This is a genomic window from Oceanobacillus sp. MO10714A, assembly GCF_037072045.1.
Lineage (GTDB): Bacteria > Bacillota > Bacilli > Bacillales > Amphibacillaceae > Oceanobacillus > Oceanobacillus indicireducens.
Window position 1 is genome coordinate 1 of record NZ_JAXHDC010000058.1, and the last position, 16,026, is coordinate 16,026.

Genomic DNA, 16,026 nt, shown 5'->3' on the forward strand with positions numbered 1-16,026 from the left:
GTAAACACAAAAAAACAGAGTAAGCCCGAACTGAGGAAAATAAAAATAGAAACGACAAATAACCGTGAATCTGAGATATTTTAAACGTAAGCGTAAAATAGTTCCCACATTTTCACTGTAGTTCATTCATGTGATAATCTTCATAGAAAATGATTTGGAGGTTATGCGATGACACGTACTGAAAAAAGAATAGAATGGAAAGCGAGAATCGATGCTTGGAAAGCTAGTAGGTTAAGTGCAGCCGCATGGTGCCGGGAACAAGATGTTAATCCGTCCCAAATGTACTATTGGATTCGAAGCTTGAACGATAACAAAGCTGATCACCCTACATCAGAAACGCAATGGCTGACTGTCGACATGAAAGAAGAACCATTAAACTTTCATTCCGGCGATCCCGTACTAATTCATATTGACTCCATGTCTATCGAGGTCCGACAAGGAACTGATATGGAATTATTATCCAATGTTATGGATTTACTACGGAATCGATGCTAGCAAACTCTCATTTTGAACGCGTTTATTTAGCGCGCGGCAGTACAGATCTACGTAAGTCCATTGATGGACTCGCAGTCATTGTGCAAGAATGTTTCGAACTCGATCCTTTTTCTCCTTGCTTATTCGTTTTCTGTAACCGAAAGCGAGACAAACTGAAAATCCTCCAGTGGGAACACAATGGTTTCTGGCTTCATTACCGTCGGCTTGAAAAAGGAACATTCCACTGGCCATCGAGTGAAAAGGATATGGCAGCACCCGTGGATATCAGCCCTCGCCAACTCCGTTGGCTATTGGATGGTTTACTGAGTATTGCGGACGATTTTTACCAGCTGTGCGGTTCTTTTTACCATGCTTTGCGATGAAATGTACCAGTCTTTGCGGAAGAGTTTACCAATGATTACGAAAGACATAGCATAGCCCTCTTTTTCCCATGTTTTTAAACACTCAGGACACAATTTCAATCCACCATTGCCGAATGAAAAACCAGTATACACGCTCTAGTATTTAGCAACAATACCACCACCCTTGACCTTGTTTGTGTCCGTGGTAGTGGATTTGATGGCGAATGGCAGAAATAAAGCCTTTACGGCTCATTCGCATCAATAGCTTACCACGGACAATCACTTCTAAGTTCCGCTGGCGGGGCCCCGACCCCTTCCAGCGATCACTAAGAAGTGGCACGGCGGTCAAGGGCAAGCAGCTAAAGCTGTGGTTAAAATAGTGTTTTATTCAAGTGAGTGTACTGGTTCATTCTTTTATCACAATAGAATTAAAAAATTGCACAACTGTGTTAATCCGATGTTGTTACCGGAATAAAGGGGAGCTAATGGTAATCGGTTCCGCAAAGTATGGTAAACTCCTCCGCAAACATTGGTAAAAAGAACTGCAAAGGTGGTACAAATTGAATGCAATAATCAGTTTACCAATTAATCAGAAAAAGGCACACCCAGAAGTAAAAGCACGAACCATTCTATAATATATTAATGAAAATATGGGATCCGACTAGTCAAGACGGGTTCCATTTTGTATACTTACTTTATGGAGAAAACGATGGAAAAATCAAAAGAAACAATTGAATATTACATCGAGCGTACGGAAAAATTAGAATTGGAAAAAGAAGAGTTGGAAGCAAAATTAAAATGGTACGAGGAGCAATTTAAGTTAAGCCAACAACGTCAATTTGGATCTTCAAGTGAGAAAACAAATCCAGATCAACTCTCCCTTTTCAATGAAGCCGAAGACACAGCCAACCCAACGTTGGAAGAACCGACGTTTGAAACTGTTACATATAAACGCAAGAAGAGCAAAGGTCAGCGTGACCAGCAACTTGAAAACCTGCCGAAGGAGACGATTGAATATCAGCTCCCTGTCGAGGAACAGGTCTGTTTGTGTTGCCACGGCAAGCTACATGAAATGAGCACGGAAGTGCGTAGAGAATTAAAAATCATTCCTGCCGAGGTTAAAGTGGTGGAACATGTACAAAAAGTATATAGTTGTCGTCACTGTGAACAAAACGAAATTAGTACGCCTATCGTGACTGCACCGATGCCCAAACCAGCTTTTCCAGGAAGCTTAGCCTCGCCAACTGCGGTAGCATTTATTATGTCCCAAAAATACGTGGAAGGATTACCTCTATATCGCCAAGAAAAGTACTTTGAGCGATTTGGATTATCCATTTCACGTCAGACAATGGCTAATTGGATGGTACAAGGTGCAAGTACTTGGCTAGAACCAATCTACAATGCGATGCATACCAAATTATTGGAACTAGACGCATTGCATGCGGATGAGACCACTTTACAAGTTTTGCGGGAATCAGAACGTGCCGCAACCTCGAAGTCCTACATGTGGTTGTATCGTTCAGGACATACGGATATCCCAATTGTACTGTACGATTATCAACAAACCCGTGCAAGCAAACATCCACGTCGATTTTTAGAAGGATTCACGGGATATCTGCATGTCGATGGATATGCAGGATATAACGGTATTCCCCATTTAAAGTTGGTTGGATGTTGGGCTCACGCCCGCCGCAAATTTACAGATGCATTAAAAGCACTTCCTGAATCTGCGAGTAATTCTGCAGTCAAGGCTAAAGAAGGTTTGGAGTTCTGTAACGAACTCTTTAAAATAGAACGCAAATTAAAGGACATTAGTCCGGATGAGCGTTATAAACAGCGTTTAGAACACAGCCAACCCGTTTTGGAGGCTTTTTCAGCATGGCTTCAAGAACAAACTCCACGAGTAGTGCCAAAAAGCGCACTGGGACAAGCCATTAAATATTGCCGTAACCAATGGGGACGTTTAGATGCTTTTTTAAAGGACGGTCGTTTAGAAATAGATAACAACCGTGCGGAAAGATCAATTAAACCGTTTGTGATTGGAAGAAAGAACTGGATTTTTAGCAATACCGCAAAGGGAGCCAAGTCCAGCGCAATCATTTACAGTATAGTGGAAACGGCGAAGGAAAACGCATTGAACCCATTTAATTACCTTAAATATTTATTTGAAGAGCTGCCAAATATGGATATGGCTGATAAAGAGAAATTAAATCAATTCCTTCCTTGGTCAACAACAATCCCAGTGAAATGTCGCATTCCTATTAAAGCTAAATAAAGCATACACCAAAGCCCACCTCAAAAAATAGGTGGGCTTTATTTGACGCTTACGTCGCAGGCGTAGATTCTTCTTTTTCAGGATGGAGTGTTACGGGGACGATGATTAGTTCTTCGTGTGGCATAGAAAAGCACCTCCTTCAATTGATATTTCTATCTTAGCAAGAGGTGCTCCATTTTTGTATGCGTTGTTTGATTACGGGTTTACGTTGTGCCATCTTTTTGGTCCACCTGAGACAAGAAAATGATCCAGCTATGACCAAGGTGATCCACTTGCTTAGAAACAACACTATCTTAACCACAGCTTTAGCTGCTTGCCCTTTACCGCTGTGCCAATTCTTAGTGAGCGCTGGAAGGGGGGCGGGGCTCCGCCAGCGGAACTTAGAAGTGATTGTCCGTGGTACGCTCTGATGCGGATGGAGCTCTAAAGGCTGGTTTTTCGCCATCCGCTATCAATACCCACTACCACGCACACAAACAAAGTCAAGGATGGTGGGGATGTTGCTATATATATAGGATTAAACTTACTGGAACTGTCTTGGCAACGGTGGATCAAAATTGTGTATTAAGTGGAACAAAAAGATGCCAGAGATAGACCTAACCTATTTCCTTCTTCAGTTAAATCAAAAAAACAAATAATCTGAGTGCCAAAGCTACCAAAAGAAAAGAAAAAAGGAATTTGTATAAACAAGGTATTTTAGGGGACTTTATAAACTCCGAAAAATCCTTTTCTTCAAAGAATAATTGATTAGTATAAAATTCTTTTATTTTTTGATATTCTGCCTTATTTTCAGCCATTTCTTTTACAAAAATTAACCAAATGATTACTAAAGAGAGGATAAATATAACTAAAAATAAGATCCCTTTCTCTGTTGTGGAGAAAAATAACTTATTTAATAAATTATCACTTTCCTTTTTTCGCACTTCGCCATATATGAATAAAGCTATAGAAGAACCCCAACCAAGAAATTTTAGATGCAATGATTGATAACTTTTTTGTTTCCGTTCGCTTAACTTGAGAAAATCATCTTTCAACATATTTACCTGTGTAAAGTATTTATCTGTCTCTTCTTTAATAATTCGATTAAAAGCTGATTTTGCCTTATACAAGTCGCCTTCTGATAAATCAAACGATTTTTTCCTAACAATAATTTCCCGTATTATTTTTAATCTTGTTCGCAAGTTTTCTTTACTATTGACAATCCAAGAATAAGTTTTTACTAAATTAAAAGCCTGAAACTCATCAAATGATATTTTTTTAGTAGTAGTTTCTTTTTCTTCCATTTCAACTTTAAAAGTAAAATGGTTATCCTCATATTCTGTAATGTTAGATAAAAATAATAAAATATAAAGATATTGAATGAATTCAACTTTCTTAGACTTATTGTATTCTTCAAAATGTTTAACAGAAATGCTCAAGTCCTGTTTCTGTAGTCCATTAATATTATTCTCTGCAATAACTTGATCAAATAACTCAACCTCTTTACTAAAATTATTTAACTTTTCAAACTGATTATTTTTATAAATTAATAAATTACTGTCAAATCTCTTTACTTTAAATTTATCAATAATCTTTGAAAACCGACTACACTCATTTATATACTTTTCTTCTAAAAATAGTAGATTAGGATGATTAAATAGTTCATTCTCTTCAGTAAAACTATCCAAAATTTCTGGGTATCCATCATCAAATTGAAAAGAGGTATTTATAAAGCTCCCTTTAATTTCCACTTTTTAACTCCCTAGGTAACTTACTGATAAAATCATCATCAACTGATAATATTATCTTTCCATCTTTATACTCTATTCCTTGCCTTCTAAATAGTTTGACATAGTTTTCTGTCTGTATTTTAGTTTCATCAGATACATAAATAGTTTTGTTGTAATCTTCCTTTATTGCTCTTTTTGATATTAAAAATTCTGTATCCAATTTTTTAGATTTGTCTGAGTAGATTTCGTTTAAATTTACTTGTTCAATTAATTTTTCACTTCGTAAAATATCAGCCAAATTCAATTTATCAAACGAGTCTGTCTGGAAAATAAAATCTTCTGTTTTATTTTTGATTTCTTGAAAATTATCTTTTACTTTCAGTTCCTGTGTGAATAATTCGTCTTCCTTTAATAACTCGATTAATTCCTTTGAATTTTGATACTCATCTCTATTTAGAGATAGGTTTAAAAAACCTTCTCTCCAGTATTTCGCTACAGACTTATTTTTATCAATAATAGTTATACTTTTTAAATCATTTCCTAAAATACATCCCTTATAGTAATTAGACTCAGTCGAAAATGATGTTCTCATCTCATAATTTTTTTCTTTATCAATAACTTCTATATTTTCAAGCTTCAATAAAATTAATCGGTTAGTTTCCTTTTTTATAAACAAATTCCCCTCGGTAATTTGTTTATTTCGTGTACCATCACCTTTTAATTCAGCTAATCTTAACTCTTCTGCAAATCTATCCATGCTGAAAGATTTTCCATCATTGTGATACTGACTAAGAATCGAGCTTTCGTTTGCATAGCAATCAATTTTTAAATGATCACTATTTTGCGGGGAAAATATTTTATTGAATACTTTTTTTATATTCTCAATATCAATCGGCTTTAATGTTTCTTCTCGAATACTACTTTCAGCGATATCAAAAACTTTAATTTCCAATTCAACACTTCCATTCAATTATATAAATTAAAATTTTTTTGTCTTTTACACCAAACGAATGCATACTGGCAAAAAGTATCTTAAATATTATTTGATTTAAGCAGCTGATAAGATCCGCCAACGATTCGGAATACAAGGCTTTTTACCAAAATACATATAAGAAGTACCTAAGCAACAATACAAGCGGCCCTCGTCCTTACCACTAGAAAATTGGTGTGATTAGCATTACTAGTCAATTGTACACACCATCTGAGGGGAGAGATTAAAGAACGATTTGATTATAAAATCTCCTGACTTTTGGATACTTGACACCCATTGTCTTTGATGTATTGCAAACTGTTTTCAAAATCCCAGACTAGGGTTTTAGAGTTCCTGTGCCCATGTTTAGAATTTACACATGGATCCTCACCCCTAAACGCTTCTCAATCTTTTTCTTTCTATTTTTAATTTGATTCATCATTAGGTTAGTCGTGTTCGGTGATATCTCATCGAACTTTTTTTGAGCTCTTTTTGCATATGTAATAAAATTACCATGTTCCCCCCGGTCAATCCCGAGGTCTGTATATAAGCCGTAGATTTGTTTCCTATAGGGTAATTTTGATAGGTTCTTTTTATATTTAATTTTCTTGGCATAATCAATTAACTTATATGCTTCTCTGTAAAATTTGTATGGGCTTTTGCCTCTCATTTTTACAGTTTGACCATCAAATATAAAGCCAAGATAATCTAGATGATGTTTTTCGGAATCGTTCATTCGATATATTTGTTTATTCCGATAAGCCAATAACTCGGTTTTGCTTTCTTGTAACTCAATTTTATTCTTATCTGAGATATCCCTAATTTTCTTTTCTATTTCTTTAAATTCATTTATTGAAGTAGTTCCGTTCTTGGACTTCTTTGGGATTACTATGATGAAGTCATCTGAATATCTTCTATAAATACCATCGTATTGCTGCGAAAGCTCCCTCATTGCAATGTCAAAGTACAATGCATAAATATTTGCAAATACTACGCTGATTGCGCTTCCTTGAGGGATGCCACACTTCTCGCGGTTATACTTGCATGGGTGCATACGTTGAAATTTACGGAATTCCCTCAGATTCTTAAAGTAGCTCTTGTGCTTTTTGTTATTAATTCGGTTTACTATTTCAGGTATGGTTTGTAAAAAGGATTTTTCATAATACCCATACTTAGTAATGGAACGATAAATATTGTACCAATCATCACTTAATTTATTTACATCTAATACTTCTATCAGGAGTTCTTTCAATAATCGGTGATTTATTTTATTGAAAAACTTAGTAAAATCTCCGACTAAAATATATGCTTCCTCGTAGTTTACGGTGGTATTAATTACTTCAGCCGCGAATTCAATATTGGAATGTCTTTTTTTGTTATTTCTATAAGCTGTTGAGCACTCGTCTATCTTGTGTTTATCAGTGATAATATTATATCTAGTATTGAGTTGTTCAGCGTAATATTTATAAATAAAGCCATCGAGATGTCCTGCATACATAATCTCGCGTTCCTTATCGGCAATTGGGTGATTATTCTTAGTGGGATTGGGTTTTCCAATATATTTATCAAAGGATGATATATAAAATATAAATGGCAAAAAGCTATGTTTAGCGACTTTATCTTGGTCCGTAACATAGCTTTCTACTTTTTCAATATTTATTCTATGATCAAAATGCATATAACCTTTTGTTTTATATTTTTTAGGATTGAACATATCTACACCTCTTTTTGGAGCGAAAGGAACTGCAGACCTGGTCTCTGACGATAGTTCCTTTTGCACACGGTGCCATAGGCCTCGCATTATTGGCTGTTTTTACATGCAGGCCACCAGGGGATGTCAACTCTTCAGGTACAATGTGATTATTAATGTCAATAACAAGGAGGTTGATTTAGTGAATAAGATTACGATTTCATTTCTCACTTGCTGGTTAGATTGGTTGTTAACGATATCGTTAATAACCAATATAACTTCTCCTCAAGACTTGGTCGAATTGATTTCGATTCAGTTCATAATATTAGACAGTTTCAAACATTGTATTCTACTAGCATAGTAATAGTAGGCAAATTATATTATAGCATTTATAGGTAAATTTTTCTAGTTTAGTAGTTTATAAATTTCCTACTACTCTAACAATAACTATGATTTTATAAAGGATTTCACTGAATTGTTGGTGGATTGGATAAAGGGGCTTGAGAGAGGGGGCAGTGATGGAGGTAGTGAAAACGGCCGGGATATTCCAGTTTCGGTAATTGATGGTAAAACCTATTCTTGGAATGAAGTAAGGAAAATGTTGATGAGTAACGAGGGATTTCAGATCCGAATGGAAATTTTCGATATGACGGATGATTTGGAGTGATGAATCAATGGGGGGTTCCATTTTAATTTGTGTAAGTATGATGAACAATAGGTGGAATAGTGTAAAATTGCATCAAAATTTTTCGTACCCCCTTCGTAAACAAATATCTACACATCTCCGTCCGTCTCAGTTGCCTCTCCAAAGTATGCTGCTAAACATTCAATTCAACTTCAAGTCCATTCCGAAACACAACCACCGATTTCTCTTTACCTTTGTTTCGCAGTCGGAACCCGTTTCACATGATGCACGTGATTCGCAAAAATCCAGACACAATACGATCCTAAATCACATGAGTAGGAAAAGCATAAAAATCAAAACGGATGCTGACCTGGATGAGAACTCTTCGTTATAACCAGTCTGCTCCATCACGGATTCCCTTCCTGTCATCTTGGCACCGTATTTAGAACAAGCACTCTCCATCAGCTCAAGCGCTGTTTTTTGACGAGAAATTGCTTTTCTTTATCGATTACAATCGTTATCCAAAGGTATGAAATTGAATATTCCTTTCATTCCACCTAGTTACTTTACCTGCTTGTCCTAAAGGAAATTGAAAAGCTCAAGTGTGGGAGATACCGAAAATATATATTTGCTCATTGGACTAATTTTGTTAAATAGCTTACTCTATTCTTAATATATTGAATGAATGCTGACTTTTGACTGAGAAGAAGAGATTAATCCATGCTATTCGAATCTAAAATCACAGAGCTAAAAAAGTAAGCGTAAAATAACATAGGGATGGTTATATAAATGCATAAAAATAGATTTTTTCAGTTTATACTACGTGTTATCGACTGGATTAGTGAGCGAAGGCAGGAGATATATTTTATTTTAATGGCTATAATCATACTTAGTGCGATTGGTTTTGGTATTTACATGTATATCTACTATACAAATAATCCGATGTTCAATAATCCTTCAACGATTCCTGAACATTTTGCTAGACCAATTTTTATTGGTATGCTTGCATCAATTATTATTATAATATTTGGTACCTTATTCGCTCACTTTATAACGATGTTACCTTTGAAACGGATTAAGTTCTCCGAAATGGAAATGGAATTCGACTCTCATTCTATCAGAGAGAAAGAAATAGCTAATCAATTTCTTTATTCATCGACAATGCTACATAATCACACGGAAAATGTTAGGTATTTATTAGCTAATAGTTTTTTTGAACTGAAAGAGGTATTGCGATTTCTTACTGACAGTTATAAAGCTAACACGCTTGAGTATAGTAATAAACTAGCTCTAACAATTGATATTGTAGAACCATCTGGGTTAAGAGGAAGAGAAGAAAGGAAACTTTATAAATCACTGAGTCAACAAGGGGGTGTTAAATCAAGAACTGCTTATATTAACCGGTTAATAAGAGGAGAAAATATTCTTGTCGGAATTGTTCCAGTGATAGATACGGACGAAGCTGTCGTGGTAGTTCGTAGAGAATATGATCAACCATTTGATATGTATGACCAAGAAACTTTTGAGAGTATTCTTGGCTACGCAATGATCTTATTTGATACGATTATCATGGTTCAATTATTAAATGAGAATGATATACTAGATAAGGTTGAAAAGTAATAAAGATGAAATTACAGATTTGAATGTGTGGTATAATAAATAAAAAGGAGGAGTCCCTATGCGAGTAAAGGAAGAAGATAAGATTATTAGCGTAGATAAACAGAAGAAAATGTCTCCTCGTGAACGGAGAATTTTACAAAGATATGGTATGAGAAAGCAGTCTGGAAAAGTGAAGAGCAAAGCGAGATCCATCAATGAGTTATACGATCAAAGATATAAGGAAAAATTCCGTTGATTAATTGTCAACGGAATTTTTTTGTATATCCTTTGGTTCGGGATAGAAGGAGGAGAATGGACGAGCTACCCTTTTTCCTTTTTGAAAATGATAACCATTAAATAATTTGTTTTTCTCGTTCACTGGCTTATGTTGCAGGTAACGACTCGCGATGTACTTTCTTTTATCATTCATCATCCGTATCCATCCTTGTATTAGCAGGTATAATTATCATATGAAGGTTTGGTGGTTATTATTCTAGAAGTTGAGTAACCTTATTTTGAAACACATCAAGCGACTCTTCTTTAGCCCTTTGTTTTACAACTGAAATGCCCTTCACAAGAGGAACATGGTTCGTAAAAATTCAGATGCAGTTATGCCATTGATTGATGGGTGGGGAAAGTGTGAATATTAAAATAAATTTTATTCACTACTTGAAAATGAACTAAAGCCTATTATTTGGGGTGTTTATGTTAATGAAAAATCTCATCCACATTGGTGGATTCGAGTAAATTTCGAATGTCGAATACCTTTATGGCAATAATCGCAGACGGTAGAATTATTTGCAGTGATATCGTGTGCTTCGAAATATGAGATAAGATCGAATAGATAAAAGCTAGGATAATTGATATTTAAATTAAACTTTCCCTAGCTTTTTTGGTGTCTTTTAATATCCTGGTTACAGCCCATTCAGCAATGCTCAGCCGCTTATATTACAAACATCGTATCTGGTTTTCCATTTTATTCTTTTGTCCACATTATTCCAGTATAATCTCCGTTGTTTTTATAAGGAGATTATCATTTAATCCATCCTATCAGATATATTTCTTCTTTTTGCAGTATGTCCTATACTAGAATTAATCAATATGGATAGGAGGACGAACATGATTATCCAAGAACAGAATAATAACTTTGTAATGATTCGCCAGCACACCCATGCCATCATCTCAGAACAAATGACCAGAAATCTGAAGAAGGAATTACTCCCCGACGACGATTGGCAGCGTTCGGTGTTTTATGCGATCAAGATGCATGACGTCGGTTGGAGAAACTTTGATGCAGAACCGCTCTGGAACGATGAAAAACAATCCCCCTATAGCTTTATTGATTACCCAAATCGGATTAAAACAGTTTTATATAAACATGGAATTGATGAGGTTGCAAAAGAAGACCTTTATGCAGGACTGTTGTGCAGCAAACATTATGTACATTTCCTTGGCTCTGAATCTTCTCCAGAAGCCACTCAGTTTGTTGAAAACGAGAAAAACAGACAACAATCCATCCAGGATAAATTAGGGGTGGATGATGAATTGGTAACTTTCCATTTTGATCTGCTCCGATTCGCTGATAATCTTTCTTTGTTTCTTTGCTTAAATAAACCGGGGGCAGGGAAGGAAGAGAGCCATTATTTTTTCAAAAATGGAATTCGGTTGCCAAGGCGCTTTGAAAAGCAATTTGGTGAAAGACTTCATCTGGAATGGTTTGATAAACAAACCATAGTTAGCGGGAAATCCCTTTTCCAAGAATCGTTCACGCTTTCGATTCCGTTTAAAAAAGTTGCAAAAGATATAATAGCTGAGCAGGGTGTAAGGGTTAGTTATCAGGAGGCAGTGGAGGAGAAATTTAGGGTGAAGGTTGAGGGGAGTGGGGATGCCAATCTTGTGCGATAATTAACTTGATAAATCCTTCATTGAATAAGATGAGAGTTCTATATCATCTCTATACTATAGATTGAATGAAAAAAGTACAGTTTAAGATGAAGGTATGGGAAAGATAGCCAGACGGAAGTTGCGCGAGTGGATTGCCAGGCAGCATTCGAATTAGTCTGTCGAATTGGGACTTTTTCATACATTTTTTACTTACCAAATATAAGCCTACCTTTAAACTGTTTATTTCGGAGCAAATCACTCCTTCACCCATAATCGCCCACAATCCGCATATTTGCTATACTAGCTATTAAACGACCAACTTTAGTATGAACAGGAGTGAATAATTTGTATCTAAAGAAATTGCGACTGTGGAATTGGAGAAAGTTTCAAAGTAGTGAATATAACCCAGGAATAGAAGTTACTTTTAAAGAAGGATTAATATATTAATTGGACAAAATGACTCAGGAAAAACCGCGATTGTTGACGCAATTCGCATAGCACTTGGTACCAATAACAATGATATAAATTGGGTTACAGAAGAAGATTTTTCACCAGGGACAAATGAATTAAAAATTGAATGTTTCTTTGAAGGTTTAACAGAAAAAGAAAAGCCATATTTTCTGGAATGGTCATCCTTTCCTAGTGGGGAAGACCAAGATACAACATTACGTATTTTATTGACTGCCAATTTATATATAGATATAAATGGTGAAGAAAGAATTGACAAAATACTTATGGCTGGACCAGAGGGATTTGAACAGACCTTACCTAGTGAAGCACTTAATTACTTGCGAACAACTTATTTGAAACCTCTAAGAGATGCAAACAACGAATTACAACCAGGATATCGATCAAGATTGGCTAAAATTATTGAAAATTTACCAGAATTCCAAGGTGAGGAAAAACAGGATGAAATTAAAAGTCTTTTTATAGATGCTTTTCAAGGTCTTGAAAAGCAACTCCAAGCCCCTGTGTTAGAAGAAATTGAGAAGAGATTAAGAAAATTTTTATCTGTGACTGATGATAGAGTTCCTGAAATAGAATCGAAAAATCTAACTTTTAAAGAAGTTTTACGGCGACTTCGGCTACAACTTTCTGATCAATATAGTGGATTAGGTAGTTCAAATGTTTTATTTATGGCATTGGAGTTAATTGCACTTAGATCAGAAAGAGAAATCGGTCCTAAATTGACTCTCATTGAAGAAATAGAAGCTCATCTACACCCACAAGCTCAGTTGCGGGTCATAAAAGAGTTTGAACAAGCCTTAAGAAAGAATAAATCCGCTCAATATATTTTAACTACACATAGCCCTACACTTGCTGCATCTGTCAGTTTGAAGCACTTAAATGTTATTTATAAAAATAGCGCCTATTCAATGAATCACGATAACACCCTGTTGGAAAAAGATGATTATAAGTTTCTAGATAGGTTCTTAGATGCTACAAAGGCAAATTTATTTTTTGCAAAAGGTGTTATCGAGAATTTTTTCTAAGGAGATTATCTCATGATCCATCAATCTCTAGAAAGTGGGGACTATTTGACGCTTACAAATTTAGATCCCTAAGAAAATATATCAGCGAGGAACAATAACGATGTTAGAAAAATATTAAGTAGTTTTATTCAAGTTGTTGATGGTCTAAATTCCCTTAGAAACGATAAGGGTGATGGTCACGGAAAGGGACAAAATTACAAAGAGTTACCTGTACGATATGCAAAATTAGCAATGAATGCCTCTCTGACTATTGTACACTTTACTTGGGATACATATAAAATGTTTATTGATAGATAGCAATGATATAAAGAGACCTAGGGGGCAGCGCCGAGCGCGTTTACTGATATTCTTTAAATAATGCTGGATTTGTAATATTTGATGCTTTTAATGAAGCTAAGCCTGAAGATATTATAAAATGTGCGAAGTAAATGTATTTGAGGGAATGGCGATTACAAAAACTGTATTGCCTTCGATGACTGAAAAGAATAGTGATTATATTATAAATGTTCCCTCTAAAATAAGGGAATTAGCAACACCTAAATCAAATAGTTATGCAGCAATTATACAAGCGGTATTAAGTTTTATAAATAGCCTACGTATGGAACTTGAAACCAATGTTAATGTATCAGCGGCGAGCCTGAGCCCGTTAGAAACTAGTTTTTTGATATTGCGTATAAATGAGGGAACTACGTTAAAGATGTAAAAATATATGCTTAAACCTGATTACGTTGCAGATCAATTAGTTAAACTCATGGCACATTAAAGGCAGGAGTTAAATTTACCTATGTGGGTGAATGTGATAAGTATTTTATCCAATCTACTTCCGAGTATTGCAGAAAAATTAACAGGGAATATTTTAAATAAAAAGTAAAAATAGCAGTATTGGGGTCAGTCCTGCACTATGTGGAAGGCCTTTTTTGTTCTGAGATAGAAAATCAAATAAATGGAGGTATCGGTATGATTGATTTTAGTGATGGATATTCAAGGGATTTTAAAATAATAATTAACAACCTTCTTGATGAAATATTTACCTTTTTTATGGAGGTTGGTAGTAACCTTCATTATGACGAAATCTATGCAACTGTTTTTCCAATACATAAACAGGAAGATCATGTTTATGGGATGAATAAGCTTAATACATTACATAAAAATATTCGGGATGATTTTCAACATCAGTTAACTCCATTAGATGAATATGTTTTATATCATGTTCTTTATTTTGTGTATGATTCATCAGATGATGGCTTTAATTTAGACGATATAATTTTAAAACAATTAACTGATGAAGTTGTGAAAAAGCTAGAATACTTTGACCTTGACGCTGTGAAAGTTCTCAGAAATATTCATACACCATATGATGTAATAGGTATTATTTTTGAAGATATCGATTTCTTAGAAGTCGGTAAAATATTTGAAATATATAAGGAGAGACCAGGAATAGTCACAAGTTTTTTTCACATTGATTTGGATTACTATAAAGAGCTAATGCCTGACGATATAAAAAATGAGTACGAGTATTTAAAACAAAGCATTAGTAGTGCTTCTACAGCTAATCGAAATGAGGAAGATTTTACAGGCACATTCAAAAATACAGTAATTAGCACGGTGAAAAAATTTAAACATATGGTTGAACATAAAAAGGGTCATGCAATCCTAAATACTTCAGATGGTACAGTTAATGAAAATGGGGTACAGGTGTTATTTTATATCATTGCGAATTTATACCTTGAAAATACTAATATAGTGATAAATCCGGAAGTTGATACTGGAAGAGGAAAAGTTGACTTTTACTTTTCTGAAGGAAAAGAGCACAGGGCATTAATTGAATTGAAACTTGGTAATCATCAAAGGTATACCGATGGAATTAACTATCAGTTACCAACTTATCTAAAGACAGACCATGCTGAATTCGGTGTGTTTGTGCTTATTTGTTATACAGAGGAACAATATGGAAGGTCAAAAAAATTATACGAATCTGCCGGTGACCTTAGCAAAGAATATGATAAGGATATTAGATTTGAAAGAGTAAATGCATCTGGCATGCTTAAATCAGCCTCCAAGATTAAACGTAAGTCAGAAATGGGATTTGATGATTAGAAAGATAGCATTACAATCAGATTATTAAAAGAAGCGTAACTGCAATTTATATAGGAGAATAATGAATCAGGCTCATCTTAATCTCACAACCCGATTAAAAAATGTATGCCACTTGCTGGCTCAAATTATTGCTGTAATAATGATTATTTATATCGGAATCTTTCACCGCTAAAGAGGAGTAAATATGAATGATGAATAAGACGATCAATCACTACTAAGAACTATGTGAACTACAATCCCAACTTCTAAGTAGTTTCTTATTTTGATAGACTAATAGTACAGTGAGGAAAAATGAATATTGCTTGCTGGGTAGTAAATTACTTCTCATTTATACCTTCTTAATATATGATATATACAGACTACTTCACATTCAAGGGGGGAGGAGTGAATGGGACAAAGTACACTTGAAATTTTGAAGAGAAAATTAAGCTTTGGTGAGATGATTGAACACTTAGAAGAAAAAAACATTAAGTTTAATCTAATAACTAAAGATGAAGCTAAGGAGATTCTTCAAACATCAAATTATTTTTATAAAATTACCGCTTATAGAAAGAACTTTGAAAAGAATAAATATGATAAGTACGTGAACTTAGATTTTAAACTATTGCAAGATCTTGCAACTATCGATATGCGGTTGCGCTATTTAGTGTTACAAATGTGTCTAGATATAGAACATACAGTTAAAACACAGATTCTTACGGATATAACTAATGACCCTACTGAAGATGGTTATAGTATTGTTACTGATTATTTAAAACATGACAATAGATCTATCGAAGATTATATGAAAGCCTTAAATAAGGCGAGTCATTATAACTATGGCTTATATGTAAAATATCATAAAAATC

Annotated in this window: 16 protein-coding genes; 12 read left to right on the top strand and 4 right to left on the bottom strand. The window is 34.7% G+C overall.

All coding sequences use genetic code 11. The features are described 5' to 3' along the window. Window positions 1-168: 168 nt before the first annotated feature. The 3 genes from tnpA to tnpC all read left to right on the top strand — a co-directional run bounded on the left by tnpA (window position 169) and on the right by tnpC (window position 3,111). Window positions 169-495 carry an IS66 family insertion sequence element accessory protein TnpA gene (gene tnpA / locus SPD53_RS17760; RefSeq protein WP_336253357.1) on the top strand — a complete coding sequence of 109 codons (327 nt, stop codon included), beginning with the start codon at window positions 169-171 and terminating at the stop codon, window positions 493-495. Then, window positions 489-857, top strand: a complete 369-nt coding sequence (tnpB, locus tag SPD53_RS19940) for an IS66 family insertion sequence element accessory protein TnpB (RefSeq protein WP_442946234.1) — start codon at window positions 489-491, stop codon at window positions 855-857. Before tnpA ends, tnpB begins: the two co-directional genes overlap by 7 nt. A gap of 676 nt (window positions 858-1,533) precedes the next feature. Further along, on the top strand, window positions 1,534-3,111 hold the full coding sequence (gene tnpC, locus SPD53_RS17765) for an IS66 family transposase (protein ID WP_442946235.1): 1,578 nt from the start codon (window positions 1,534-1,536) through the stop codon (window positions 3,109-3,111). A gap of 617 nt (window positions 3,112-3,728) precedes the next feature. Here tnpC and SPD53_RS17770 read toward each other — a convergent pair. The 3 genes from SPD53_RS17770 to SPD53_RS17780 all read right to left on the bottom strand — a co-directional run bounded on the left by SPD53_RS17770 (window position 3,729) and on the right by SPD53_RS17780 (window position 7,504). Then, on the bottom strand, window positions 3,729-4,841 hold the full coding sequence (locus SPD53_RS17770; protein WP_336253359.1) for a hypothetical protein: 1,113 nt from the start codon (window positions 4,839-4,841) through the stop codon (window positions 3,729-3,731). Continuing rightward, complete coding sequence (locus SPD53_RS17775; protein WP_336253360.1) at window positions 4,831-5,790, bottom strand: hypothetical protein; 960 nt, start codon at window positions 5,788-5,790, stop codon at window positions 4,831-4,833. The genes SPD53_RS17770 and SPD53_RS17775 overlap by 11 nt, the downstream gene beginning before the upstream one ends. A 373-nt stretch (window positions 5,791-6,163) precedes the next feature. Further along, on the bottom strand, window positions 6,164-7,504 hold the full coding sequence (locus tag SPD53_RS17780) for a reverse transcriptase/maturase family protein (protein ID WP_336253361.1): 1,341 nt from the start codon (window positions 7,502-7,504) through the stop codon (window positions 6,164-6,166). 457 nt (window positions 7,505-7,961) lie between these two features. Here SPD53_RS17780 and SPD53_RS17785 point away from each other — a divergent pair, with 457 nt between their 5' ends. The 3 genes from SPD53_RS17785 to SPD53_RS17795 all read left to right on the top strand — a co-directional run bounded on the left by SPD53_RS17785 (window position 7,962) and on the right by SPD53_RS17795 (window position 9,960). Further along, window positions 7,962-8,147: a DUF7713 domain-containing protein gene (locus tag SPD53_RS17785; protein WP_336253362.1), complete on the top strand. Its 186-nt coding sequence runs from the start codon at window positions 7,962-7,964 to the stop codon at window positions 8,145-8,147. An 873-nt stretch (window positions 8,148-9,020) separates the two neighbouring features. After that, window positions 9,021-9,725 (top strand): hypothetical protein, encoded by a 705-nt coding sequence (locus tag SPD53_RS17790; protein ID WP_336253363.1) that lies wholly within the window; start codon window positions 9,021-9,023, stop codon window positions 9,723-9,725. A 58-nt stretch (window positions 9,726-9,783) separates the two neighbouring features. Further along, complete coding sequence (locus SPD53_RS17795; RefSeq protein ID WP_336253364.1) at window positions 9,784-9,960, top strand: hypothetical protein; 177 nt, start codon at window positions 9,784-9,786, stop codon at window positions 9,958-9,960. Here SPD53_RS17795 and SPD53_RS17800 read toward each other — a convergent pair whose 3' ends face one another. Next, complete coding sequence (locus SPD53_RS17800) at window positions 9,961-10,137, bottom strand: hypothetical protein (protein ID WP_336253365.1); 177 nt, start codon at window positions 10,135-10,137, stop codon at window positions 9,961-9,963. Window positions 10,138-10,823: 686 nt separating this feature from the next. Here SPD53_RS17800 and SPD53_RS17805 point away from each other — a divergent pair. From SPD53_RS17805 to SPD53_RS17825, 6 genes are all read left to right on the top strand, one after another. Then, the gene (locus SPD53_RS17805; protein ID WP_336253366.1) at window positions 10,824-11,609 is read left to right on the top strand and encodes a DUF3891 family protein; all 786 of its coding nucleotides are present in this window, start codon (window positions 10,824-10,826) and stop codon (window positions 11,607-11,609) included. A gap of 425 nt (window positions 11,610-12,034) precedes the next feature. Then, on the top strand, window positions 12,035-13,081 hold the full coding sequence (locus SPD53_RS17810) for an ATP-dependent nuclease (RefSeq protein ID WP_336253370.1): 1,047 nt from the start codon (window positions 12,035-12,037) through the stop codon (window positions 13,079-13,081). A 78-nt stretch (window positions 13,082-13,159) separates the two neighbouring features. After that, complete coding sequence (locus SPD53_RS19945; protein ID WP_442946236.1) at window positions 13,160-13,378, top strand: abortive infection family protein; 219 nt, start codon at window positions 13,160-13,162, stop codon at window positions 13,376-13,378. A gap of 118 nt (window positions 13,379-13,496) precedes the next feature. Next, window positions 13,497-13,784 carry an SDR family NAD(P)-dependent oxidoreductase gene (locus tag SPD53_RS17815; RefSeq protein ID WP_336253367.1) on the top strand — a complete coding sequence of 96 codons (288 nt, stop codon included), beginning with the start codon at window positions 13,497-13,499 and terminating at the stop codon, window positions 13,782-13,784. A 254-nt stretch (window positions 13,785-14,038) separates the two neighbouring features. Continuing rightward, on the top strand, window positions 14,039-15,178 hold the full coding sequence (locus tag SPD53_RS17820) for a hypothetical protein (protein WP_336253368.1): 1,140 nt from the start codon (window positions 14,039-14,041) through the stop codon (window positions 15,176-15,178). A gap of 388 nt (window positions 15,179-15,566) precedes the next feature. Next, window positions 15,567-16,026, top strand: a 460-nt coding sequence (locus SPD53_RS17825; RefSeq protein ID WP_336253369.1) for an Abi family protein, incomplete at its 3' end; no start/stop codon positions are given.